Source organism: Mycobacterium sp. (genome assembly GCF_044370595.1).
Classification (GTDB): Bacteria; Actinomycetota; Actinomycetes; order Mycobacteriales; family Mycobacteriaceae; genus Mycobacterium.
Genome location: NZ_JBILVF010000010.1, coordinates 26,537 through 49,309, shown reverse-complemented (window position 1 = coordinate 49,309; position 22,773 = coordinate 26,537). Strand labels below are relative to the sequence as shown.

General features: G+C 67.8%; 20 protein-coding genes and 1 pseudogene. 13 read left to right on the top strand and 8 right to left on the bottom strand.

Annotation, left to right across the window (positions count from 1 at the left end):
- On the top strand, positions 1–284 hold a 284-nt coding region (locus ADBZ5N_RS02875; protein WP_526255981.1), incomplete at its 5' end, for a hypothetical protein.
- A 30-nt stretch (positions 285–314) separates the two neighbouring features.
- Here ADBZ5N_RS02875 and abmR read toward each other — a convergent pair.
- On the bottom strand, positions 315–869 hold the full coding sequence (gene abmR, locus ADBZ5N_RS02870; RefSeq protein ID WP_526255980.1) for an ATP-binding transcription factor AbmR: 555 nt from the start codon (positions 867–869) through the stop codon (positions 315–317).
- A 105-nt stretch (positions 870–974) separates the two neighbouring features.
- Between abmR and ADBZ5N_RS02865 the strand changes: the two genes are divergently transcribed.
- Positions 975–1,178 (top strand): hypothetical protein, encoded by a 204-nt coding sequence (locus ADBZ5N_RS02865; protein ID WP_526255979.1) that lies wholly within the window; start codon positions 975–977, stop codon positions 1,176–1,178.
- Here ADBZ5N_RS02865 and ADBZ5N_RS02860 read toward each other — a convergent pair.
- Together ADBZ5N_RS02860 and ADBZ5N_RS02855 are read right to left on the bottom strand one after the other, a co-directional pair.
- On the bottom strand, positions 1,175–2,293 hold the full coding sequence (locus ADBZ5N_RS02860) for an adenylate/guanylate cyclase domain-containing protein (protein ID WP_526255978.1): 1,119 nt from the start codon (positions 2,291–2,293) through the stop codon (positions 1,175–1,177). The two genes, ADBZ5N_RS02865 and ADBZ5N_RS02860, sit on opposite strands and share 4 nt — an antisense overlap.
- Before the next feature lie 15 nt (positions 2,294–2,308).
- Complete coding sequence (locus tag ADBZ5N_RS02855) at positions 2,309–3,700, bottom strand: amidase (protein WP_526255977.1); 1,392 nt, start codon at positions 3,698–3,700, stop codon at positions 2,309–2,311.
- Between the two features lie 50 nt (positions 3,701–3,750).
- Between ADBZ5N_RS02855 and ADBZ5N_RS02850 the strand changes: the two genes are divergently transcribed.
- On the top strand, positions 3,751–4,191 hold the full coding sequence (locus tag ADBZ5N_RS02850; RefSeq protein WP_526255976.1) for an HIT family protein: 441 nt from the start codon (positions 3,751–3,753) through the stop codon (positions 4,189–4,191).
- The gene (locus ADBZ5N_RS02845; RefSeq protein ID WP_526255975.1) at positions 4,188–4,625 is read left to right on the top strand and encodes a nitroreductase family deazaflavin-dependent oxidoreductase; all 438 of its coding nucleotides are present in this window, start codon (positions 4,188–4,190) and stop codon (positions 4,623–4,625) included. Before ADBZ5N_RS02850 ends, ADBZ5N_RS02845 begins: the two co-directional genes overlap by 4 nt.
- On the opposite strand, the gene ADBZ5N_RS02840 is transcribed toward ADBZ5N_RS02845, so the two are convergent.
- Positions 4,622–5,440, bottom strand: coding sequence for a uracil-DNA glycosylase (locus ADBZ5N_RS02840; RefSeq protein ID WP_526255974.1), 819 nt, complete (start codon positions 5,438–5,440; stop codon positions 4,622–4,624). The two genes, ADBZ5N_RS02845 and ADBZ5N_RS02840, sit on opposite strands and share 4 nt — an antisense overlap.
- 20 nt (positions 5,441–5,460) lie before the next feature.
- Here ADBZ5N_RS02840 and tap point away from each other — a divergent pair, with 20 nt between their 5' ends.
- The gene (gene tap / locus ADBZ5N_RS02835; protein WP_526255973.1) at positions 5,461–6,690 is read left to right on the top strand and encodes a multidrug efflux MFS transporter Tap; all 1,230 of its coding nucleotides are present in this window, start codon (positions 5,461–5,463) and stop codon (positions 6,688–6,690) included.
- Positions 6,691–6,699: 9 nt separating this feature from the next.
- Positions 6,700–8,067 carry an FAD-binding oxidoreductase gene (locus ADBZ5N_RS02830; RefSeq protein WP_526255972.1) on the top strand — a complete coding sequence of 456 codons (1,368 nt, stop codon included), beginning with the start codon at positions 6,700–6,702 and terminating at the stop codon, positions 8,065–8,067.
- 24 nt (positions 8,068–8,091) lie between these two features.
- Here the strand turns inward: ADBZ5N_RS02830 and ADBZ5N_RS02825 are convergent, their stop codons facing one another.
- Entirely contained in the window at positions 8,092–9,228 is a 1,137-nt protein-coding gene (locus ADBZ5N_RS02825) for an acyltransferase family protein (protein WP_526255971.1), read from the bottom strand.
- Positions 9,225–10,916 (bottom strand): DEAD/DEAH box helicase, encoded by a 1,692-nt coding sequence (locus ADBZ5N_RS02820; RefSeq protein ID WP_526255970.1) that lies wholly within the window; start codon positions 10,914–10,916, stop codon positions 9,225–9,227. Before ADBZ5N_RS02820 ends, ADBZ5N_RS02825 begins: the two co-directional genes overlap by 4 nt.
- A gap of 72 nt (positions 10,917–10,988) precedes the next feature.
- Here ADBZ5N_RS02820 and ADBZ5N_RS02815 point away from each other — a divergent pair, with 72 nt between their 5' ends.
- The 3 genes from ADBZ5N_RS02815 to ADBZ5N_RS02805 are packed head-to-tail and all read left to right on the top strand — an operon-like array spanning position 10,989 to position 14,038.
- On the top strand, positions 10,989–11,534 hold the full coding sequence (locus ADBZ5N_RS02815; protein ID WP_526255969.1) for an LppP/LprE family lipoprotein: 546 nt from the start codon (positions 10,989–10,991) through the stop codon (positions 11,532–11,534).
- A 24-nt stretch (positions 11,535–11,558) separates the two neighbouring features.
- Positions 11,559–12,680, top strand: coding sequence for a calcium:cation antiporter (locus ADBZ5N_RS02810; protein WP_526255968.1), 1,122 nt, complete (start codon positions 11,559–11,561; stop codon positions 12,678–12,680).
- Positions 12,677–14,038 (top strand): FAD-binding oxidoreductase, encoded by a 1,362-nt coding sequence (locus ADBZ5N_RS02805; RefSeq protein ID WP_526255967.1) that lies wholly within the window; start codon positions 12,677–12,679, stop codon positions 14,036–14,038. Before ADBZ5N_RS02810 ends, ADBZ5N_RS02805 begins: the two co-directional genes overlap by 4 nt.
- Here the strand turns inward: ADBZ5N_RS02805 and ADBZ5N_RS02800 are convergent.
- Positions 14,034–15,488 (bottom strand): annotated as a pseudogene (locus tag ADBZ5N_RS02800) (DHA2 family efflux MFS transporter permease subunit); the annotation flags it as partial. The gene ADBZ5N_RS02805 and the pseudogene ADBZ5N_RS02800 sit on opposite strands and share 5 nt — an antisense overlap.
- A gap of 86 nt (positions 15,489–15,574) precedes the next feature.
- Between ADBZ5N_RS02800 and ADBZ5N_RS02795 the strand changes: the two are divergent.
- From ADBZ5N_RS02795 to ADBZ5N_RS02785, 3 genes are all read left to right on the top strand, one after another.
- Positions 15,575–16,681: an Rv2629 family ribosome hibernation factor gene (locus ADBZ5N_RS02795; RefSeq protein ID WP_526255966.1), complete on the top strand. Its 1,107-nt coding sequence runs from the start codon at positions 15,575–15,577 to the stop codon at positions 16,679–16,681.
- A 109-nt stretch (positions 16,682–16,790) separates the two neighbouring features.
- Positions 16,791–17,558, top strand: coding sequence for a hypothetical protein (locus ADBZ5N_RS02790; protein WP_526255965.1), 768 nt, complete (start codon positions 16,791–16,793; stop codon positions 17,556–17,558).
- Between the two features lie 118 nt (positions 17,559–17,676).
- On the top strand, positions 17,677–21,441 hold the full coding sequence (locus ADBZ5N_RS02785) for a multifunctional oxoglutarate decarboxylase/oxoglutarate dehydrogenase thiamine pyrophosphate-binding subunit/dihydrolipoyllysine-residue succinyltransferase subunit (protein WP_526255964.1): 3,765 nt from the start codon (positions 17,677–17,679) through the stop codon (positions 21,439–21,441).
- Positions 21,442–21,453: 12 nt separating this feature from the next.
- Here ADBZ5N_RS02785 and ADBZ5N_RS02780 read toward each other — a convergent pair whose 3' ends face one another.
- The gene (locus ADBZ5N_RS02780) at positions 21,454–21,921 is read right to left on the bottom strand and encodes a DUF732 domain-containing protein (RefSeq protein WP_526255963.1); all 468 of its coding nucleotides are present in this window, start codon (positions 21,919–21,921) and stop codon (positions 21,454–21,456) included.
- Positions 21,922–21,939: 18 nt separating this feature from the next.
- Here ADBZ5N_RS02780 and ADBZ5N_RS02775 point away from each other — a divergent pair, with 18 nt between their 5' ends.
- On the top strand, positions 21,940–22,770 hold the full coding sequence (locus tag ADBZ5N_RS02775; protein ID WP_526255962.1) for an SDR family NAD(P)-dependent oxidoreductase: 831 nt from the start codon (positions 21,940–21,942) through the stop codon (positions 22,768–22,770).
- Positions 22,771–22,773 lie beyond the last annotated feature (3 nt).

Sequence of the window (22,773 nt, the reverse complement as noted above, 5' to 3'; positions counted from 1 at the left end):
GCGGCGACGACGACGGCGACGACGACGGCGACGACGACGGCGACGACGACGGCGGCGACGATGACGGCGGCGACGATGACGATGGCGGCGATGACGACGGCGGCCTCGAGGGACTGACCGGATTGAGCGAGAGCGACGCCGAAGCTGCAGCTGGGGAACTCGGACTGACCGTGCGGGTCGTCGCCCGTGACGGCGAGTTCTTCGCCGTCACGAAGGATTACCGGACAGATCGCGTCAACTTCGTGATCGAAAACGGGGTCGTCATCAAGGCGAGCATCGGCTGAACCCCTGGTAAGGCCAGCTGAGCAGCGGGATTAGAGACCAGGTCCCTGCGCCCGCAGATCGTCGACGTCGGACATGGCGGCCCGCAACTTGCCCAGCCATTCGTCGGCGTGGTCACCAACAAGCCTGACCGACCACGCCAACGCGTCGGATCGGGATCTCGCGACCCCGGCGTCGACCAGGGTGTCGAGCACCTGGCGCTCCGGCTGGCGCAGCCGGGTCATCACCGGCACCGCGATGTGGGTGAACAGGAATCTCCGGGGTTCATCACCGGCGGCGATCTCCACACCCCAGGAGACCTTGCGGCCGTACCGCTCCTGAGCCTCCTCGGCAATGCGCATCCGTTCGCCCCGCGTCTCCTCGCGGAACCTCGATGCCCGGCCGGCCGCCCGGGACGCTGTTTCGTCGACGTCGGCGGGCAGCAGGCCGATCACGGTGATCTCCTCGCGGTCGACGATCACGGTGGGATCCGCGCTGAACCACCCGTCCGGGAGGCGGCCGGCGAACCACTCGCCGGCATCCCCGGCGTCGGGTTGATCGCCCAATTGCCAGCCCCCGGACCGGTGGTTATGCAGGTTGCGTTTCATGAATTACATGATTACATGCTTTCACTGAAGCCTGACATGGGTTCGCTCAGGGATGAACCGAGGAGTTCCGATGAATGTCGGCGGGCGCATCGGGATAATGGTGGTGTGGCAGGTAAAGAGATCGATCCTCAGCGCGCCCAGGCCGCCCGTGACGTCGTCCGTCAGCATCCGGCGATGGCGCTGTTCGCGGCGTCCCCCGTCCTCCTGGCTGCCGGGGTGGTGTGGTGGTTGGCCGGCCCCGGCTGGGCGATCGTCCTGCTGGTGGTCGCGTTGGTCGCCGGCGGGATGGCCGTCCTGCGCAAGCGCTAAGCGCCCTGGTCGACCCGGCGGGCACGGTACACCTTCACCTCGCCGGCGATGCCCTTGAACCGTTTCGTGCCGGCGAACGACCACCGGAACCGGTACTCGTCGCCGATCTCGTCGCGGGCCGGTCCGGACACCAGCACCGCCCCCGGCCGGGCGGCGGCCGTGACCCGGCTGGCCAGATTGACCGGGCTGCCGAACCAGTCGCCGGCGCGGCTCACCGCCGACCCGTAGGCCACTCCGACCCGCAGCCGGGGCAGCGACTCGTCGGCCGCCGCGGTGTCGAGGAGTGCCAGCACCGCATCCAGCAGCTCCGCCGGTTCCGGTGACACGAACATCACCGCGTCGCCGATGGTCTTGATGAACCGCACCGGCGGCTGTGCGACGTCGTGGGCGAGCTCGGCCAGCCGGTTGGCCAGCTGCTCGAGCTGCTCGGGTGGCAATTCCTCACCCAACGCGGTGAAGCCGACCAGATCGGCGAACGCCGCGCCGACCATCTTGGCCTCCGGCCGCGGTGTGCCGGCCGCACGCTCGTCAGCGTTGACCGCTTCGGTCTGCAGCGTGTTCCGAAGCTGAAGCAGCAAAAGATCATTGATCGTCGGCCCGAGTAGCGGGGCTGCGGCGCTGACCAACGCGTGGGTGCCCTGGGCGGTGTCCCGTTCGCTGGCCCCCGGCCGAAGCACCGCGGCCAGCGCCGCGACGCTCATGACTTCACAGGCGTTGGCCAGTCCCTGGGCCAGGACCCGCACGATGCCCAGCAGCAGATCGGGGTCGATACCCAGGTCGAGGAAACGTTTGACGTGGACGGCGGTGTCGGCATCGCTTTGCAGGAACACCCGCGCGTCGGGATCGTCGACCGCCGGTAGCCCCGCCGCGCGCTGAAAACGGATCAGTTGGTCAAGCTGCAGGCCGGTCTTCTGGCTGGTCTCGCGGGCCGACACGTAGTGACCGTCGTCGCCCAGTGCCCGCCGGGCCGCCAACAGCATCGGTGAAAACGAGGACTTGATCTCATCGACGGAGAAGCCCTGCTGCACAAGCCAATCGACCAGTTCGGCCCGTTCGGCACGGGCCTTCCCGGTCAATCCGTCCAACAGTCCGGAGGTGTCTTCGTCGGCGGCCATGACGTGTCACCCAACTCAGGAGACGGCCGGGTGCCGGTCCGCCCAGGGCCGGGCCTTCTCGATCTGGGAACTCAGCGACAGCAGGATCGCCTCATCGGAGGGCCGCCCGACGAGTTGCACCGACACCGGGAGGTTCTCACCCTCCAGAAACCACGGCACCACTGCGGCGGGTTGCCCGGTGGCGTTGAAAATGGCGTTGAACGGCGTCCGCGCGGCCACCAGAGACAGCGTGCTCACCCCACCGCGACGCTGGTACTGCCCGACCCGGGACGGGCCGGTGGCGGTGCCGGGGGTGATCAGCACGTCGACGTCGTCGAAGATCGACCCCACCCGTGCCGCCAGGGTGGCTTCGGCCGCCCGCACCCTGGCGATCTGGCGCTCGGAGATCAGACCGCCGATCCGGGCGATGGCCCGGGTCCTGGGCTCCAGACGTTCCGGATGCGGCAGTTTCTGGACGTCCTCGTAAACGCCGCGCCACATCCGCGGGAGCAGGTGTCCGTACATCGCCCACGCCGGATAGTCCGGATCGCGCCAGAGCACCTCATGGCCCAGATCCCGCAGCAGATTCTCCACCCCGTCGAGGGCCCGTTGCTGCGCGCGCCCCACCCGGGCGACCATAGTGGGAGGAAGCTTGGCGCTCAACGCGATTCGCAGCCGACCCGGCTTCCGGGCGGCAGCTTTGACGAATCCGCCGCGGGGGGCTTTGCCGGTGTGGGTGACGTCAAGGAACAACGCGGCGTCCTCCACCGTGCGCGACAGCGGGCCGTTCACGCTCAAGCCCAGCCAGGCGTCCTCGTGCGGGCCGATCGGCACCCGGTCGCGCTGCGGTTTGAGACCGAACAACCCGCACCAGCTCGCCGGGATGCGGATCGACCCGGCGCCGTCGGAACCCAGCGCCAGCGGGGCCAGTCCGGCGGCCACCGCCGCGGCGCTACCGCCACTGCTGCCGCCGGGGGTGTACGCCAGGTCCCACGGGTTATGGGTGGCTCCGAAGGCCACCGTCTCGGTGAACGGCCACAGCATCATTTCCGGCACCGCGGTCTTGCCCAGGATCACCGCCCCGGCCTGCCGCAACCGCCGCACCACCTCGCCGTCGGTGGTGGCCGGCAGGTCGTAGGCGTTGCTGCCGAAGCAGGTGTACTCACCGGCGACGTCGACATCGTCCTTGATGGCGACAGGCACCCCCAGCAGAGGCAGTCGCTCACCGGCGTTCAGGCGCTCCTGGGCTGCTGCGGCTTCTCTGCGGGCACTGTCGGCCATGACGACCCGGTAGCTGCGCACCTCGGGGTCGAACCGGGCGATACGTTGCAGATAACGCTCCAGCAGCGCCGGTGCGGTGATCGCGCCGCCGGCGAGCATGCGGGCCTGCTCGGCGGCGCCTGCGAAGGCGAGGTCGGTGGCATCCACTGGAGGCAGCGTAGCCGCTGGCACCGCAGGCAAGCCGTTACGGTGGTCCGATGCCCTCTGTCTCCTGCGAGCCCTGTGTCTTCTGCGAGATCGTCGCCGGCACCGCACCCGCCGTCCGGGTCTACGAGGATGAGGACTACCTCGGCTTCCTCGACATCCGGCCCTTCACCAAAGGACACACCCTGGTGATCCCCAAGCGACACAGTGTCGACCTGACCGACACTCCCGCCCCCACCCTGGCCGGCCTGCTGACCGTCGGGCAGCGCATCGCCCAGGCCACCCGGGCCTCCGGCTTGGCGGCCACCGGCAACAACGTGGCGATCAACGACGGCAAGTCGGCGTTCCAGTCGGTGTTCCACATCCACCTGCACGTCATTCCCCGCCGCGACGGCGACAAGGCGTCGTTCGTCAAAGGGGTTCTGTTGCGCCGAGATCCCGACCGGGAGGCCACCGGGAGGCTGCTGCGCGACGCACTGGCGAGGCAACTGTGAGCGCCCTGGCCGACAAGGCACTGCGGGCGTTCGTGCAGGTGCACGACGCGGTGTATCAGCGCTCCCACGGCTGGATCGGGCATCGTATTCCGGGGGCGCCGAACAGCCTGCTGCTGCACACCGTCGGAGCCAAGACCGGCCTGTCGCGCACCAGTTCGCTGTCCTACGCCCGCGACGGCCGCGACTACCTGGTGGTGGCGTCCAACGGCGGGGACCGGCGTGCGCCCGGTTGGTACCACAACCTCAAGGCCAATCCGTCCGTGGAGGTCAACGTGGGCCCACGGCGATTCCCGGTGACCGCGTCGCCGGTGCTGCCCGACGATCCCGACTACGCGCGGCTGTGGCGGATCGTCAACGCCAACAACGCCAATCGATACGACGGGTATCAGGCACGTACCACCCGGCCCATTCCCGTGGTGCGGCTGACGCCCTAGTCGAACCCGCAGGCTTTGTCCGCCGCGACGGCGAATACCGCGTCGAGCATGGCCGGGGTCAGCCGTCCGGTGAACATGTTCTGCTGGCTGGGGTGATAGCAGCCCAGCAGGGTCAGCCCGGAGGCGAGCTCCACCACCGCACCGTGGCCGAACTTCGGTCGGGGGGCGTCCGCGCCGAGCAGACCCAGCGCAGCCTGCCAGGCAAACCCGCCCAGCGCCACGACCACTCGGACATGCGGCGAGATCAGCCGCCACTCCGCCGCCAGCCACGGCGCGCACGTCTTTCGCTCCCCGGGTGTGGGTGCGTTTCCCGGTGGGGCGCACCGCACCGCCGCGGCCACCCGAATCATGTTGGTTCTCAACCCATCCGCCGCATCGATGCTCAACGGTGAGCTGACCAGACCGGCCCGGTGCAGCGCGGCGAACAACTGGTCTCCGGAACGGTCCCCGGTGAAGACCCGTCCGGTCCGGTTGCCGCCGTGGGCCGCCGGCGCCAACCCGAGGATCAGGATTCGCGGCCGCTGCGAACCCCATCCGGGGATCGGGCGCCCCCAATAGGGTTCCTCAGCGAACGCGCGCCGTTTGACGACAGCGACCTCCTCACGCCAGGCAACCAGGCGGGGGCAGGCCCCACACACGCTCACCGCGGCATCCAACACGTCCAGGGAATCGGCGGCAGCGGCCAGGTCGGTGACACCGGCGGCGTCGCGGGCCACCGCCGTCGCGGCGGTCGCCGGATCCCCCGGCCAGCCGGATCCCGGCGGCACCGGTGAGTCGAACAGCGCGCCGGTGCGCGGGTGGGGCCGACCGGTCACCGTTGGAATCTAAGCTGCCTGTGGTGAAGACGTCACGGGGACCGGTGCTGCTGATCCTGTGCTCGTGCTTCCTCGCCGCCGCCGCCAACGGCATTTCCCTGGTCGCCCTGCCGTGGCTGGTTCTGCAGCGCACCGGCAGCGCCGCCTCGGCATCGGTGGTGGCCGCGGCGGCCACCTTCCCGCTGTTGGCCGCAACGCTGATCGCCGGTACCGCCGTCGACTTCCTCGGACGTCGGCGCGTGGCGATGCTCGCCGACCTGTTATCCGCGCTGTCGGTGGCCGCCATCCCGGTGCTCGCGCTGATCGCCGGAATGGACGTCCTCAACACCGCCGTGCTGGCCGCGCTCGCGGCCCTCGGCGCGTTCTTCGACCCGGCCGGGATGACCGCCCGCCAGTCCATGCTCCCCGAAGCAGCCGAGCGCGCCGGCTGGACCCTGGACAAAACCAACAGCGTCTACGAAGCCACGTTCAGCCTGGCCTACATCACCGGACCGGGAATCGGCGGCATGCTGATCGCACTCATCGGCGCGGTGAACACCATGTGGGTCACCGCCGCCGCCTTCGGCTGCGCGATCCTGGCGATGGCCGGGCTGCGGCTGTCGGGGGCGCAGCCTCCGCAGCAGCAGCCGGATGGCGTGGTTTCCGGGATGCTGGAGGGCCTGCGATTCGTCTGGAACAACAAAGTTCTGCGCACCCTCGGACTGATCGACCTGTCCATCACCGGCCTCTACCTGCCGATGGAGGCCGTGCTGTTCCCGAAATACTTCTCCGACCGCAATGAGCCGTCCCAGCTGGGCTGGGTGCTGATGGCGCTGTCGATCGGCGGCCTGGTCGGCGCTCTGAGTTGGACGGTGCTGTCCCGGATCACCAGCAGGCGTGCCGTCGTGCTGACCGCGACGATGACCTTCGGGCTGGCCGCGCTGGCGATTGGCTTCCTGCCGCCGCTACCGGTGATTCTGGTGCTCTCAGCGATTGTCGGCCTGGTCTACGGGCCGATCGGCCCGATCTACAACTCGGTGATGCAGACCCGCACCCCCGAACACCTGCGCGGGCGGGTGGTCGGAGTCATGACGTCGATGGCCTACGCAGCCGGTCCAGTCGGCTTCCTGATCGCCGGTCCGCTGGTCGACCGGTTCGGCTTGACCGTCGCCTTCCTGGCGCTGGCGGTGCCGATCGTGATCATCGCGGCGAGTTGTCCCTGGATTCCGGCGCTACGGGAGCTCGACGACGCAGCGCCGCGCTCCTCCTAGGATGACGGTATGACCGCCAGCGCACTGTCGGAGCTCATCGCCGGCCTCCCCGACGGTGTCGTGGTCACCGACCCGGACATCCTGGCCTCCTATCGGCACGACCGGGCATCAGACCCCGCCGCGGGCACTCCGTTGGCGGTGGTGCGGCCCGCCACCACCGAGGAGGTGCAGGCGGTTCTGCGCTGGGCCAGTGCCCACCGGGTGCCGGTGGTGCCGCGAGGTGCCGGCAGCGGCCTGTCCGGTGGCGCGACGGCTGTCGACGGCGGCATCGTGCTGTCGACGGAGAAGATGCGGAACATCAGCGTCGACCTGCTCACCCGCACGGCGGTGGTGCAACCCGGCCTGCTCAACGCCGAGGTCAAGAGGGCCGTCGCCGAGTACGGACTGTGGTATCCGCCGGACCCGTCCTCCTATGAGATCTGCAGCATCGGCGGCAACGTCGCCACCAACGCCGGCGGTTTGTGCTGCGTGAAGTACGGCGTCACAACGGATTACGTGCTGGGCTTGCAGGTGGTGCTCGCCGACGGCACGGCGGTCCGCCTCGGCGGTCCGCGCCTCAAGGACGTCGCCGGGCTCAGCCTGACCAAACTGTTCGTCGGCAGCGAGGGCACCCTCGGGGTGGTCACCGAGGCGACCCTGCGCCTGCTGCCGCCGCAGCACACCACCGCCACCGTGGTGGCCACCTTCGACTCGGTGGAGGCGGCAGCGGGTTCCGTGGTGGAGATCACCGGCAGCATCCGGCCCTCGATGCTGGAGTTCATGGATGCCGTCGCCATCAACGCCGTCGAGGACAAGCTCAAGATGGGCCTGGACCGCAACGCCGCCGCCATGATGGTGGCCGCGTCCGACGATCGCGGCCCCGCCGGCGCGCAAGACGCCGAGTTCATGGCGAAGGTGTTCACCGAAGCCGGTGCCACCGAGTGCTTTTCCACTGCCGACCCCGAGGAGGGCGAAGCGTTCGTCGCGGCCCGCCGCTACGCCATTCCCGCGGTGGAGGCCAAAGGCTCACTGCTGCTCGAGGATGTCGGGGTGCCACTGCCCAGGCTGGCCGATCTGGTCGGCGGGGTGGCCAAGATCGCCGCCGATGCGGGCCTGACCATCTCGGTAATCGCCCATGCCGGCGACGGCAACACCCATCCGCTGATCGTCTACGACGCCGCTGACGCGGCGATGACAGCGCGCGCGGAGAAGGCTTTCGGCGACATCATGGACCTCGCCGTCGGCCTTGGCGGCACGATCACCGGCGAGCACGGGGTGGGAAGGCTCAAAAAGCCCTGGCTGGCAGGACAATTGGGCCCGGAGGCCATGGAGTTGAACCGCCGGATCAAGGCGGCGCTGGACCCGGACGGCATCCTCAACCCCGGCGCGGTGATCTAGCGGCCGCGGCCTTCGACGCACGGCTCAGCCCCGCACCCGGGTGAACCGATGCAGCACCCAGGCCACCGGAATGCTCAACGCCATCGTCGCCACGAGCAACCCCGGCATGGAACCGGTGTAGACCCGCCAGTGCAGCACGTCGGTCATCGCGACCTCCATGACGACGAGGTGCACCAGGAAGATCTCATAGGAGATCTCGCCGAGCCACACCATCGGCCTGCTGGCCATCAGCCGCGCGTACCAGCCGGAATTCCCCAAAGCCAGAGGGGCCACCAGCAGGGTGGCGATCACCGCGTAGAACACCATCTTCACCAGCGCCTGCGTCAGACCGGTCGGCGATGTCTGCGGCTCGCCGGCGATGGGCGTGCAGGCGATCAGAAAGCAGATCAGCGCCAAGGGCACCGCAACAAACCCGTACACGCGAACACCCGTGACGGACAGTACCGCCAGCGCCATGCCGCCGAGGAACCACACCAGATAGCCCGGCAACCACAGCTTGGCACCGTCGGGCAGGACGTCGGTGGTGTACACGAGCACAATCCAGGACAAGCTCAGCAGGGCCAGGACCCCGAGTCCGGTCAGCAACACAGTCGGCCGCCAGTGCCGTTGGCACAACACGACGAGGAGCAGGTACGCCAGCAGTGGCAGTGCCACGTAGAACGCGACTTCTACCGCCAGACTCCACATTTGGGTGAGGCCCTGGTGTAGCAGGGCGAAGGCGTAGTTGTCGGTGTAGATCTGGGTGAGGGTCAGGTTTCGAAACAGACCCCACCAGGTATGTCCGGGATTGGGGCCGCCGTCGCGGAAGTGATAGATCACATACGCTGCCACCACGGTGACGATGTAGGCCGGCATAATTCGGCGTACCCGATGCCATGCGTAACGCTTCACCGAGGGCGCGGATGACCCGGTGGCGGCGGCTTTGACCCACGGACTGAACAGCAGGTAGCCGGACAGCACGAAGAAGACCGGTACACCGATCTCCAGGCGCGAGTAAACAAGTCCGGCGAAGCCGTGGGTGTACTTGCCGGTGGTGTAGGCGGCGTGGGTGGCGACGACCAACAGGGCGGCGACGGCCCGGATACCGGTGAGAGAGGGCACCCGGTCGACGCGGGAGACGGCTTCCAGCCCGCCCTGGTCAACCTCGCTGGCGGCGGTCATTGCTTGGGGCGGCGCGGCTTCCCGGTGGACGACTGTGGACCGGCTCCTCGACCCCGATCAGGCTTGAGGTCGATCAACACCCCTGAAATTCGGGTGTTCGCAAGCTTTTTCCAGGCTTCCTTGGGAAGTCTGGCGGGTAACTCGACCAGGGAGAAGTCACTCTTGACGGTGATGTGCCCAAAGTCGCTGCGATGCAGTCCGCCCTCGTTGGCGATCGCACCGACGATTGAACCGGGGCCGACCTTGTGCTTCTTGCCGACTGCGATTCGGTAGGTGGCCAGGTCGTCGCGCACCTTTCGGGGCGGGCGCTCGTCGCGCTCCGGTCGCTCGCGGCGCTTCTCCGGCGGCGGCTCGGTCATCAGGAAGTCCGCACCGTCTCGGCTCAGCACCGCCAGCGCGGCGGCGATGTCGGCCATCGGCACATCGTTATCGCGCTCGTAGGCCTCGACGAGCCGACGGAAGGTGTCAAACCCCGGCCCACCGAGCGCGTCGGTGATCGAGTTCCGGAACTTCTCCACTCGCTGAGCGTTGACGTCGTCCACCGAGGGCAGTTCCACCTCGGTCACCGGCTGACGGGTGACCTTCTCGATGGACTTGAGCAGGTGGCGTTCCCGCGGGGAGACGAACAGCAGCGCGGTTCCTGATCGACCGGCCCGGCCGGTGCGGCCGATCCGGTGCACATAGGACTCCGGATCGTGCGGGATGTCGTAGTTCAAGACGTGCGAAATGCGTTCGACATCAAGGCCTCTGGCCGCCACATCGGTGGCCACCAGGATGTCGATGCTGCCGTCCTTGAGCGCGGCGATGGTCCGCTCCCGCACGGCCTGCGGGACGTCGCCGTTGATCGCTGCTGCCGAAAATCCCCGGGCGCGAAGCTTTTCGGCGACCTCTTCGGTGGCTTGCTTGGTGCGGACGAAGACGATCATCGCCTCGAAAGGCTCAACTTCCAGGACACGGGTCAGCGCATCCATCTTGCGCGGCCCGGACACCTGGATGTAGCGCTGGGTGATGTTCTCGGCGGTGGCGGTCTTGGTCTTGACGGCCACCTCGATCGGGTCGTGCAGGTACTTGCCGGTGATCTTGCGTATCGCCGGCGGCATGGTGGCCGAGAACAGCGCGACCTGCTTGTATTCGGGTGTGTCGGCGAGGATGCGTTCGACGTCCTCGGCGAAACCCATCTGCAGCATCTCGTCGGCCTCGTCGAGCACCAGATAGTCCAGGTGCGACAGGTCGAGCGTCCCGCGCTCGAGGTGGTCGATCACCCGGCCCGGCGTGCCGACCACAACCTGCGCGCCGCGGCGCAAGCCGGCCAGTTGGACGGTGTAGGACTGGCCGCCGTAGATGGGAAGCACGGTGATCCCCGGCAGATGCGCGGCGTACCGGCTGAACGCCTCGGCAACCTGCAGCGCCAACTCGCGGGTGGGCGCCAGCACCAACGCCTGGGTCTGCCTGCTGGCGGTGTCGATGCGGGACAGGATCGGGATGGCGAACGCCGCCGTCTTGCCTGTCCCGGTCTGAGCCAGCCCCACCACGTCGGACCCGGCCATCAAAGCCGGGATGGTGGCCGCCTGGATCGCCGACGGCGACTCGTAGCCGACCTCCCTGACGGCCTGCAGAACTGCCGGGTGAATGTGCAGGTCGTCAAAGGTCTCGGCGGCTGCGTCTGAGCCGCCCTGCGGGGGTGTCATTGGGATGGAAGTCTAGTGCGTAGGCGAGTCGCACCCCGGCGGGCCGCGCAGGCGCCGGTACCGTGCTGCGATGTGGGAAATCGGCTGACGGTTTCGGCGATCGGCATTGCCGCCGCAGCGGCGCTGGCGGCCTGCGGGTCCGGTGACTCCACGGTCTCCAAAACACCGCTGCCTGCCAGCAGCGCGGCCCCGGCCGCCCCGGCCACCTCCGCTGCGCCGCCACCGCCCGGCCCGCCGGCCCCCGACCCGTGCGCGGTCAACCTGGCAGCACCGGCGATCGCCAAAGCGGTGGCTGAACTGCCCCGCGATCCGCGCAGCCAGCAGGGCTGGAATCCCGAACCGGTGGCCGGCAATTACAACGAGTGCGCCAAGTTGTCGGCGGTGATCGTCAAGGCCAATACCAACGCCGCCAACCCCAACACCCGCGCGGTGATGTTCCATCTCGGCAAGTACATCCCCACCGGGGTTCCGGACACCTACGGGTTCAACGGCATTGATGCCACTCAGAGCACGGGCGACACCGTCGCGCTGACCTTCGCCGGCGGGATGGGACTGCAGAGTGTGGTGAAGTTGCGGTGGAACGGTGCTGCGGTGGAACTGATCGGCAACACGCGCTGAACGGAGCCAGTTAGGGTCATGTCAATGGTGACGACGGCCCTCGGCGGACCACTGCGGTGGACGCTGGCCGCGCCCGTCCTGGCGATCGTGGTGTTGGCGGCCACCTGGGTCCACCACGACCACCCCTTCACTCTCCTTCTGATCGGGGGAAACCTCGTCGCAGCGGTGCTGGCCGCCGTCCATCACGCCGAAGTAGTGGCCCACCGGGTGGGCGAACCGCTGGGTTCGGTGGTGCTGGCGGTGGCGGTGACGGTCATCGAAGTAGGCCTGATCGTCATGCTGATGATCGGCGGCGGACCGGGAGCCTCGACCTACGCCCGCGATACCGTCTTCGCCGCGGTCATGATCAGCCTCAACGGAATAGTGGGCCTGAGCCTGCTCTCGGGCGCGCTGCGACATCGACTGGTCGCGTTCAACGCCTCCGGTTCGGGTTCGGCGCTGGCAACCGCGGTGACCCTGTCCGGGGTCTGTCTGGTGCTGCCCGGGTTCACCACCAGCGCCGCGGGGCTGGAGTACACCGTTTCTCAACTGGCCTTCGCCGCCGTCGCTTCGCTGACCCTCTACTGCGCGTTCGTGTTCACCCAGACGGTGCGCCACCGTGATTTCTTCGTGCCGGTGTCCTCTGATCGCCACGGCCACGTCACCGGAGTCCTCGACCCCGACGGCGCCGAGCACGCCGACCCTCCGACGCGACAGCAGGCCCTCCTAAGCCTGGTACTGCTCATCACCGCACTGATCGCCGTCGTCGGCCTGGCCAAACTGCTGTCGCCGGCGATCGAAGGCGGCGTCGCCGGGCTGGGCCTGCCCTACGCCGTCGTCGGCGTGGTGATCGCCCTGTTGGTGCTGGCCCCGGAAACCATCGCCGCGGTGCGCAACGCCAACCGCGACCGGGTGCAGACCAGCCTCAACCTTGCCTACGGGTCGGCAATCGCCTCGATCGGTCTCACCATCCCGGTGATCGCACTGGCGATGATCTGGCTGCCCGGGCCGCTGACCCTGGGCCTGGAACCAACTCAGATCGTCTTGCTGACCCTGTCGGTGATCGTCTCGGTGCTGACGCTGGCACAGGGCCGGGCGCTGGCGCTGCAGGGGATGGTGCATCTGGTGCTGCTGGCCACGTTCCTGTTCCTCTCCGCCCAGCCATGACCCCGGTGGACACCGTCCTTTCCGGCCGCCTCGCCGCGGCCGTGGGGGCCACCCACGTCAGCACCGACCCCGACGTGCTCGCCGCCCGCAGCGCGGACTGGACCGGCCGCTACCGGGGACGCGCCGGTGTGCTGGTCCGGCCGGCCGACGCCGACGAGGTTGCCGCGGTTCTCACCATCTGCCGCGACGCCGACGCGTACGTGACGGTGCAGGGCGGGCGCACCTCGCTGGTGGCCGGCACCGTGCCCGAACACGACGACGTGCTGTTGTCCACCGAACGGCTGACCGGGATCGGCGAGGTGGACACCGTGGAGCGCCGGGTGCGCTTGGGCGCGGGTGTCACCTTGGCGGCGGCGCAACACACGGCGGCCGTGGCCGGATTGCTCGTCGGCGTGGACCTCGCCGCCCGGGATTCGGCCACGATCGGCGGGATGGCCGCCACCAACGCCGGCGGACTGCACACCGTGCGATACGGGAACATGGCCGAGCAGGTCCTCGGCCTGCAGATCGCACTGCCCGACGGGTCGGTGCTGAGCCGCCGGCCGCGCGTCCGCTGCGATAACACCGGCTACGACCTGCCGGCTCTGTTCGTCGGATCCGAGGGCACCCTGGGTGTGATCACCGCGGTGGAGATGCGCCTGCATCCGACGCCGACGCACCGGGTTACCGCGATCTGCGGGTTTGACGATCTCGAGGCATGCGTGGCGGCCGGACGGAAGCTGCGCGGCATCGAGACGATCGCCGCACTCGAACTCATCGACGGCCGCGCTGCCCGGTTGGCCGGCGAACACCTCGGGGTGCCGGTGCCGGTGGCCGGTCAGTGGCTGCTGCTCGCCGAACTGGCCGGCGCCAACGATCAGACCGACCGACTGGCGCAGGTGCTGGACAGCCTGGACCTGCGATCACAGCCCGCCGTCGGTGTCGACAGCACTAGCCGGGAACGGCTGTGGCGAGTGCGGGAATCCCTAGCCGAGGTACCAGGACTCTTCGGCCCACCGCTGAAATACGATGTTGCGCTGCCTCTTTCAGCTATCGGAGCGTTCGCGGCGGCGGCCACTGAACTGGTAGACAGACATGCGCCGGAGGCGATCGCCATTCTGTTCGGCCATATCGCCGAGGGCAATCTGCATCTCAACGTGCTGCGCTGCGGCGCCGCCGACGAGTCCAGGATCGAGGGCCCGATGATGGCACTCATCGCCGCCCACGGCGGCAACGTCAGTTCCGAGCACGGAGTCGGCAGCCGCAAGCGGGCCTACCTGTCGATGTCGCGCACGCCCGCCGACATCGCAGCGATGCGGACCGTCAAAGCCGCCTTCGACCCGACCGGTTACCTCAACCCGGCGGTGCTGTTCGACTAGCGCCAGCCGGGCCGATCAGGAAGATCGCAGCGAGCACACCGAACAGCGCTGCGAATGCGGGCAGCATCATCGACTGCGACATCGCGTGGGCGAAGGGCTCGTGCAGTCCCGCGGGGATGTTCATCACGTCGGGCTCCACCCGGGCCGCCGGACCGCCTGGTTCGCGTGGCATTTCAGCGGTTATGCGCCCGGACATCAGAGCAGCCATGCTCGCGCTGCCGAGCACCGAACCCACCTGCCGAGTGGTGTTGTAGACACCCGAACCGGCCCCGGCCAGACGGTCGGGCAGATTGCGCGTCGCGATGGCACTCAACGGCGCCCAGATGAACGCCATGCCCACTCCCATCACACCCAACGGCACCAGCAGTCGCCAGATCGGGGTCGTCGGCGTCATCTCGACCGTCAGCCAAACCAGCGCCACTGCCAGCGTCGAGAAGCCGAACCCGATGATCGGCCGCGGAGGCCTACGGTCGACGATCCGGCCCACGAACGGGGCCAGCACACCGCTGAGGATCGACATCGGCGCGGTCAGCAACGCCGCCCCGGTCGGGGTCAGGCCGCACACCGACTGCGCGTAGAACATCAGCGGCAGGATCATCGCCGTCGCCGTGAAACCCATCACCGCGATCCCGACATTGCCCATGTTGAAGTAACGATCCCCGAATAGCGTCAGCGGGATCAGGGGTTCCTGGCGGTTCACCGCCTGCCAGTAGACGAACACCGCCATCACCGCGACGCCGGCCGCGATCAGCGCCCAGATCCACGGCGCCCAATCCCGGGTCTGGCCTTCCTGTAGGCCGAAGACGATGAGGAACAGGCCGATTCCGGAGAGCAGCACGCCGGGAATGTCGAAACGGTGCCGATGTGTTTCCAGCACGGGGATCAGCCGGGCGGCCAAGATCAGGCCGATGACGCCGATCGGCACGTTGACGAAGAAGATCCACGACCAGCCGAGGCGGTCGACGAGAACGCCGCCGGCCAGTGGGCCGGTGAGCGTGGCGACCCCCGCAGTGGCTCCCCACATGCTCAGTGCCACCCCGCGCCGGTCGGCCGGGAAGATCCGGGTGATCGTCGACAGCGTCTGGGGGGTGAGCAGGGCGGCACCGACACCCTGGACCACCCGCGCGGCGATCAACATGCCGAGAGACCCGGACAACCCACACCACAGCGAGGCCGCGGTGAACACGGCCAAACCGGCCATGTAGAGGTTCTTGGGGCCGAACCGGTCACCGAGTCGCCCGGACAGCAGCAGCGGCACCGCATAGCCCAGCAGGTAGGCGCTGGTGACCCAGATGATGCTGTCGTAACTGCGAATGTTCAACGCCGCCATGATGCTCGGGTTGGCCACCGCAACGATCGTCGAATCGACCAGAATCATGAAGAAGCCGATCAACATGACCCACACCGTTTTCCATGGACTAACCGGCTGCCCGGTCGCCGTCATGGTCATGGGGCTGATGCTGCCAGCCATCGCCCGGCCGGTGCGGTGCGGGGGTGCGGGGCTTGTTAGGTTGAGCATGAGGGGGAGGGGGAAATATGCACGCCGATCGTTTCCGTCCGCTAGTGGAGGTCACCGGCCCGTTCGTGTCGGTCTACTTCGAGGACACCCACGACACCGCGGATGCCGACGCGCAACTCGACGCCCGTCTGCGTGATATCCGCAAGCATCTCGAAGACGCGTCGGTGGACACCGCCGTCATCGCCGCGATCGACGCCGCGGTGCACGCCAAGCATCCGCCGGTTGGCCGCAGCGGCCGCGGGCTGATCGCATCCGGGACCCGCATCGTCATCGACCAGCACCTGGCGGTGCCGCCGGTCTCCACGATCGTGCGGGTGTCCGAATTGCCCTACATCCTTCCGGTCATCGAGCACGGCATCCCGCACACCTCGTACCTGCTGGTGGCTGTTGACGGCAACGGCGGCGACATCTCGCTGCACGACAATGGCCGCTACGGCAGCAGAACCGTCGAAGGGTCGGCCTACCCGGTGCACAAGGCTCACAGCGCAGACACCGCCGGCTACGGAGGACCGCAGGGACGCGTCGAGGAAGCTGTTCGGCGCAACATTCGGGAAGTCGCCGAGCACCTGACCAAACTGAGCGACGAGACCGGCGCCGACGTAGTGTTCATCACCGGCGAGGTGGCATCCCGCGCCGAACTGCTCGCGCAACTGCCCGAACGGGTGGCCGCCAAAGCGGTGCAACTGCAGGGCGGTGGGCGCACCGGCGGGACCGACCCCGGCGAGGTCGCCCACGACATAGCCGAGGAGTTCGCCAAGCGGCGGCGGGCAGTTATTGAGGACGCCGTCGAGCGGTTCAACGCCGGGCACGGCGCCGGGCTGGCGATCGAGGGCCTGGCCAGCGTGACGACCGCACTGCGGGACGGCTCGGTGGATACCCTGATCATCGGTGATCTCGGCGAGGCCACCGTCGTGGCCGACCACGACCAGTTGATGATGTCGGGGCCCGACCCGGCGACCGTGTCCGCGTTGGGCGGATCACCGGACCGGGTGCTGGCGGCCGACGAGGTGCTGCCGTTGCTGGCAGTCACCTGCGGTGCATCGTTGGTCAGCGCCGGGCAGCGACTGAGCCCCGCTGACGGGATCGCTGCGGTGCTTCGCTACGCCGACCCGAACGTTGGCTGACCGGGGCACTCGGCGAGCCTGCAGTTCGTTAGCCTGACGGGACGTACCCGGATCGAACGGGCTCCCACAACTGGCCCACACGAATTCGGCCCGCAGAGAAAGGCCTGCCATGAGGCTCCGCCGTAAGCAGTCGCAGCCGGAAAACCTGCCCGCCCGCGCCGAGGACCCGGGGACCTCGGCGAAGCTGCTGTCGCACATCCTGGAGTCCAGCGCACGGGTGCAGGCCCCGGCGGTGAAGGCCTACGTCGCACGGCTGCGCCGGGCCCACCCCGACGCCACACCCGCCGAGATCGTTACCAAGTTGGAGAAGCACTACCTGGCTGCGGTCATGGCTAGTGGCGCAGCCGTCGGCTCCGCAGCCGCCTTCCCGGGCATCGGGACCATCGCGGCGCTGTCCGCAGTCGCCGGGGAGACCGTGCTGTTCCTCGAAGCCACCGCCGCCTTCGTGCTCGCCGTCGCGGAGGTGCACGGAATTCCGGTCGAAGACCGCGAACGGCGGCGCACCCTTGTGCTGGCCGCGCTCGTCGGCGAGGACGGCTCCGGGGCGGTCAAGGACTTCCTGGGGGCCGGCCGCACCAGCGGTGCCTGGCTGGCCGAGGCCGAATTGCTGCCGCTGCCGGTGGTTTCCCAACTCAACTCCCGGCTGACCCAGTACTTCGTGAAGAAGTACGCGATCAAACGCACTGCCATGGCGTTCGGCAAGATGCTGCCGGTCGGTATCGGCGCCGCCGTCGGCGGGGGCGGTAACCGGATGATGGGCAAGAAGATCGTCGCCAATGCCCGGAAAGCCTTCGGCCCGGCGCCGGCACGATGGCCCGGCGCCCTTCGGGTGCTGCCCGGAATGGATGACATGCCAGCCATCGAGGAAGCTCAGTAGCGCCGACTTCCGGCGGGTTCGGCATGCGCCTGACCTGCTTCAGGAACACCGAAGACGAGATAGCCTTGAGGCGGCGTCCATCGGGGCGGCTGGGCACAGAATCGAGGCGAGCGCATCCGTGAGCAGTGCAAGTTCACCTTTCGGCCAGAACGAGTGGCTGGTCGAGGAGATGTACCGCAAGTTCCGCGACGACCCCTCCTCGGTGGATCCGAGTTGGCATGAGTTCCTGGTCGACTACCGGCCGGAGCCGACGGACGTCGGCAATCAGCTCCCGCCGACGGACGTCGGCAATCAGCTCCCGCCGACCGCGCCGGCGAACGGTCAGCCCGCCCCGAGCGCGGCCTCCGTACCGTCGAACCCACCGGCACCGGCACCCGTCCCGGCCCCGGCGGCCACCCCACCGGCCCCGGCGGCGCCCGTGGCAGCATCGGCCCCAGTTGCATCGGCCCCAGTTGCATCGGCCCCAGTTGCATCGGCAGCCGAACCGGCCGGCGAAGATGCGCAGGTATTGCGCGGTGCCGCGGCCGCCGTCGTGAAGAACATGAACACCTCGCTGGAGATCCCCACCGCCACCAGCGTGCGGGCGATCCCGGCGACGCTGGTGATCGACAACCGAATCGTCATCAACAACCACCTCAAGCGCACCCGCGGCGGCAAGATCAGCTTCACCCACCTACTGGGCTACGCCATCGTTCAGGCGGTCAAGAAGTTCCCGAATATGAACCGCCACTTCGCCGTCATCGACGATAAGCCGAACGCGGTCACTCCCGCCCACACCAATCTGGGCCTGGCGATCGACCTGCAGGGCAAGGACGGTAAGAGGTCCTTGGTGGTGGCGGCCATCAAAGGGTGCGAGAGTAAAGGTTTCGCCGAGTTCGTGGCCTCCTACGAGGACATCGTGCGCCGGGCCCGGGACGGCAAACTCACCGCAGAAGACTTTGCCGGAGTGACGATCTCACTGACCAATCCCGGCACGCTGGGCACCGTGCACTCGGTGCCGCGCCTGATGGCCGGGCAGGGCGCGATCATCGGCGCCGGCGCCATGGAATACCCGGCGGAGTTTCAGGGCGCCAGCGAGGAACGTATCGCCGAGTTGGGCGTCGGCAAGCTCATCACGCTGACTTCGACCTACGACCACCGCATCATTCAGGGCGCGGAGTCCGGGGACTTCCTGCGCACCATCCACCAGTTGCTGCTCTCCGATGATTTCTGGGACGAGATATTCTTCGACCTCGGTATCCCCTACGAGCCGGTGCGGTGGCGCACCGACAATCCGGACTCGATCGTCGACAAGAACCCTCGCGTCATCGAGTTGATCGCCGCCTACCGCAACCGCGGCCACCTGATGGCCGACATCGACCCGTTACGGCTGGACAAGAATCGGTTCCGGATGCACCCCGACCTGGACGTCCTGACCCACGGGCTGACGCTGTGGGACCTGGACCGCGAGTTCAAGGTCGACGGGTTCGCAGGTCAGGAGCGCAAGAAACTGCGCGACGTGCTCTCGGTGCTGCGTGACGCCTACTGCCGGTATGTCGGCGTGGAGTACACCCACATCCTCGAACCCGAGCAGCAGAAGTGGCTGCAGGATCGCATCGAGGTCCGCCATGACAAGCCGACGGTCGCCCAGCAGAAGTACATCCTGAGCAAGCTCAACGCCGCCGAGGCATTCGAGACCTTCCTGCAGACCAAATACGTCGGGCAGAAACGTTTCTCCCTCGAGGGCGCCGAGTCGGTGATCCCCATGATGGATGCGGTGATCGACCAGTGCGCCGAGCACGGCCTCGACGAGGTGGTGATCGGTATGCCGCACCGCGGGCGACTGAACGTTCTGGCCAACATCGTGGGCAAGCCCTACTCGCAGATCTTCAGCGAGTTCGAGGGCAACCTCAACCCGTCGCAGGCGCACGGATCCGGCGACGTGAAGTACCACCTCGGCGCCACGGGCACCTACATCCAGATGTTCGGGGACAACGACATCGAGGTGTCGCTGGTGGCCAACCCGTCGCACCTGGAAGCCGTCGACCCGGTGCTGGAAGGTCTGGTGCGGGCCAAGCAGGACCTCATCGAGGGAGTCGGGCCTGACGGCGAACCCCGCGAGTTCACGGTGGTGCCGTTGATGCTGCACGGCGACGCCGCGTTCGCCGGTCAGGGTGTGGTCGCCGAGACGCTGAACCTGGCTCTGCTGCGGGGATATCGCACCGGCGGCACGATCCACATCGTCGTCAACAATCAGATCGGCTTCACCACCGCACCGGAGAACTCGCGCTCCGCCGAGTACTGCACCGATGTCGCGAAGATGATCGGCGCGCCGATCTTCCACGTCAACGGTGACGACCCCGAGGCCTGTGTCTGGGTGGCCCGCCTGGCGGTGGACTTCCGGGAGCGGTTCAAGAAGGACGTCATCATCGACATGCTCTGCTATCGCCGCCGCGGGCACAACGAAGGCGACGACCCGTCGATGACCAACCCGGCGATGTACGACGTGATCGATACCAAGCGCGGCGTCCGCAGGAGTTACACCGAGGCGCTCATCGGCCGCGGCGACATCTCCACGAAGGAGGCCGAGGACGCACTGCGCGACTATCAGGGTCAGCTTGAGCAGGTGTTCAACGAAGTCCGCGAACTGGAGAAGCACGAGGTCGAGCCCAGCGAATCGGTGGAGGCCGCGCAGATGATCCCGCGAGGGATGAACACCGCGGTGGAGAAGGCTCTGCTGGCCCGTATCGGCGATGCGCACCTGTCCTTCCCCACCGACTTCACCCCGCACCCCCGGGTCAGACCGGTGCTGGAGAAGCGCCGCGAGATGGCCTATGAGGGCAAGGTGGACTGGGCCTTCGGTGAACTGCTGGCCCTGGGCACGTTCCTGGCTGAGGGCAAGCTGATCCGGTTCTCCGGTCAGGACACCCGCCGCGGTACCTTCACCCAACGGCACGCGGTGATCATCGACCCGACCAGCGGAGCGGAGTTCACCCCACTGGACTTGCTGACCGTCAACCCCGACGGCTCTGCGAACGGCGGCCGGTTCCTGGTCTACGACTCTCCGCTGTCGGAGTACGCGGCGGTCGGCTTCGAGTACGGCTACTCGGTGGGCAACCCCGAGGCGATCGTGTTGTGGGAAGCCCAGTTCGGCGACTTCGTCAACGGCGCACAGTCGATCATCGACGAGTTCATCAGTTCCGGCGAAGCCAAGTGGGGGCAGCTCTCCGACGTCGTGCTGCTGCTGCCACACGGCCATGAGGGCCAAGGTCCCGACCACACCTCCGGCCGTATCGAACGGTTCCTGCAGTTGTGGGCCGAGGGCTCGATGACCATCGCGATGCCGTCGACGCCGGCGAACTACTTCCACCTGCTGCGCCGGCATGGTCTGGACGGGGTGCACCGCCCGCTGATCGTGTTCACCCCTAAGTCGATGCTGCGCAACAAGGCCGCGGTCAGTGATCTGCGCGACTTCACCGAACGGAAGTTCTGCTCGATCCTGGAGGAGCCGACCTACACCGACGGCGACGGCGACCGCACGAAGGTCACCCGGGTTCTGCTGACCAGCGGCAAGGTGTATTACGAGTTGGAGGCCCGCAAAGCCAAGGACAATCGCGACGACGTCGCCATCGTCCGGGTCGAACAATTGGCTCCGCTGCCCCGACGGCGGCTGGCCAACACCCTGGACGGTTACCCGAATGCGCGGGAGTTCTTCTGGGTGCAGGAGGAGCCGGCCAATCAGGGCGCTTGGCCGACATTCGGGTTGACCCTTCCCGAACTGCTGCCCGACAAGCTCACCGGCATCAAGCGGATCTCCCGGCGCGCCATGTCGGCACCGTCGTCGGGGTCATCGAAGGTGCACGCGGTCGAGCAGCAGGAAATCATCGACGAGGCGTTCGGCTAACCGAACGCGCGCTCAGCCCCCGAAAAGCGGCAGCAGCGGCTTGCCGTCGACCAGGTTGTTGGTGACGTTCTCCACCGCCCGCGGGCACAGGAACGAGATTGCCGCGCCGGTGAACATCGTCGAGGGACCCAGCGGGCGGCCGATAGCCTCGGAGAACTGGGCGGCGATGTCCGCGGTGGTCTGACCGCGATCTGCGAGCATCGGACACAGCGACTGGCCGATGGCCACCGCCTGACCGGGATCGATCCCGGTCAGCCCTTCAAGATCAAGGGTCGACAGGATATCGCCGACGTTGCCGACGGTGTCGACGTTGCCGTCGGGCTGGGCCTGGGCCGGGGCGGCGAACACTCCGCTGGCCAGCCCTGCGGCGAGGAACAACGAACCGGTGACACGGCGCAACTTCATGATGATGGCATCGTCGCTGCCCGCGCGGATGTTACGGAACTGAATCCCCGCTGTAGCCTGGAGCGGACTCGACACCCGTCAACAGGAGCGTTCATGCAGGGATTCGCCGGCAAAGTGGCAGTTGTGACCGGAGCAGGCTCAGGTATCGGGCAGGCCCTGGCGGTCGAGTTGGGGCGATCCGGTGCATCGGTGGCCATCAGCGACGTCGACACCGACGGACTGAAAGTCACTGAGGACCGGCTTGCCGCGATCGGCGCGAAGGTCAAGGCCGACCGCCTCGACGTCACCGAGCGGGAACGCTTCGAACTCTACGCCGACGAGGTCAAGAACCACTTCGGCAAGGTCAACCAGATCTACAACAACGCCGGTATCGCCTACACCGGCGATGTGGACATCACCCCGTTCAAGGACATCGAACGGGTGATGGACGTCGACTACTGGGGTGTGGTCAACGGCACCAAGGCGTTCCTGCCGCATCTGATCGCCTCTGGCGACGGCCACGTCGTCAACATCTCCAGCGTGTTCGGCATCTTCGCGGTGCCCGGGCAGGCCGCCTACAACTCGGCCAAGTTCGCCGTCCGCGGGTTCACCGAGGCGCTGCGACAGGAGATGATCCTGGCCAACCACCCGGTCAAGGTGACCACCGTGCACCCGGGCGGGATCAAGACCGCCATCGCCCGCAACGCCACCGCCGCCGAGGGCGTGGACTCGGCCTCGCTGGCCGAGTGGTTCGACTCCAAGATGGCGCGCACCTCACCGGAGCGGGCGGCACAGATCATTCTCGAGGGCGTGGCCAAGAACAAGGCCCGCGTGCTCGTCGGCACCGACGCCAAGATTCTGGACGCGTTCGTTCGGATCAGCGGACCGGGCTACCACAAGGCCCTCGTCGCGCTGGCCCGCCGGGCGATGCCGCCCAGCCGGTAATGC

What these genes read in the sequence shown, in the direction of transcription:
- abmR (WP_526255980.1), bottom strand. Translation starts at nt 869, where the DNA reads ATGAAACGCAACCTGCATAACCACCGGTCCGGGGGCTGGCAATTGGGC.
- ADBZ5N_RS02860 (WP_526255978.1), bottom strand. Translation starts at nt 2,293, where the DNA reads ATGGCCGCCGACGAAGACACCTCCGGACTGTTGGACGGATTGACCGGG.
- ADBZ5N_RS02850 (WP_526255976.1), top strand. Translation starts at nt 3,751, where the DNA reads ATGCCCTCTGTCTCCTGCGAGCCCTGTGTCTTCTGCGAGATCGTCGCC.
- ADBZ5N_RS02830 (WP_526255972.1), top strand. Translation starts at nt 6,700, where the DNA reads ATGACCGCCAGCGCACTGTCGGAGCTCATCGCCGGCCTCCCCGACGGT.
- ADBZ5N_RS02825 (WP_526255971.1), bottom strand. Translation starts at nt 9,228, where the DNA reads ATGACCGCCGCCAGCGAGGTTGACCAGGGCGGGCTGGAAGCCGTCTCC.
- ADBZ5N_RS02820 (WP_526255970.1), bottom strand. Translation starts at nt 10,916, where the DNA reads ATGACACCCCCGCAGGGCGGCTCAGACGCAGCCGCCGAGACCTTTGAC.
- ADBZ5N_RS02810 (WP_526255968.1), top strand. Translation starts at nt 11,559, where the DNA reads ATGGTGACGACGGCCCTCGGCGGACCACTGCGGTGGACGCTGGCCGCG.
- ADBZ5N_RS02805 (WP_526255967.1), top strand. Translation starts at nt 12,677, where the DNA reads ATGACCCCGGTGGACACCGTCCTTTCCGGCCGCCTCGCCGCGGCCGTG.
- ADBZ5N_RS02795 (WP_526255966.1), top strand. Translation starts at nt 15,575, where the DNA reads ATGCACGCCGATCGTTTCCGTCCGCTAGTGGAGGTCACCGGCCCGTTC.
- ADBZ5N_RS02790 (WP_526255965.1), top strand. Translation starts at nt 16,791, where the DNA reads ATGAGGCTCCGCCGTAAGCAGTCGCAGCCGGAAAACCTGCCCGCCCGC.
- ADBZ5N_RS02775 (WP_526255962.1), top strand. Translation starts at nt 21,940, where the DNA reads ATGCAGGGATTCGCCGGCAAAGTGGCAGTTGTGACCGGAGCAGGCTCA.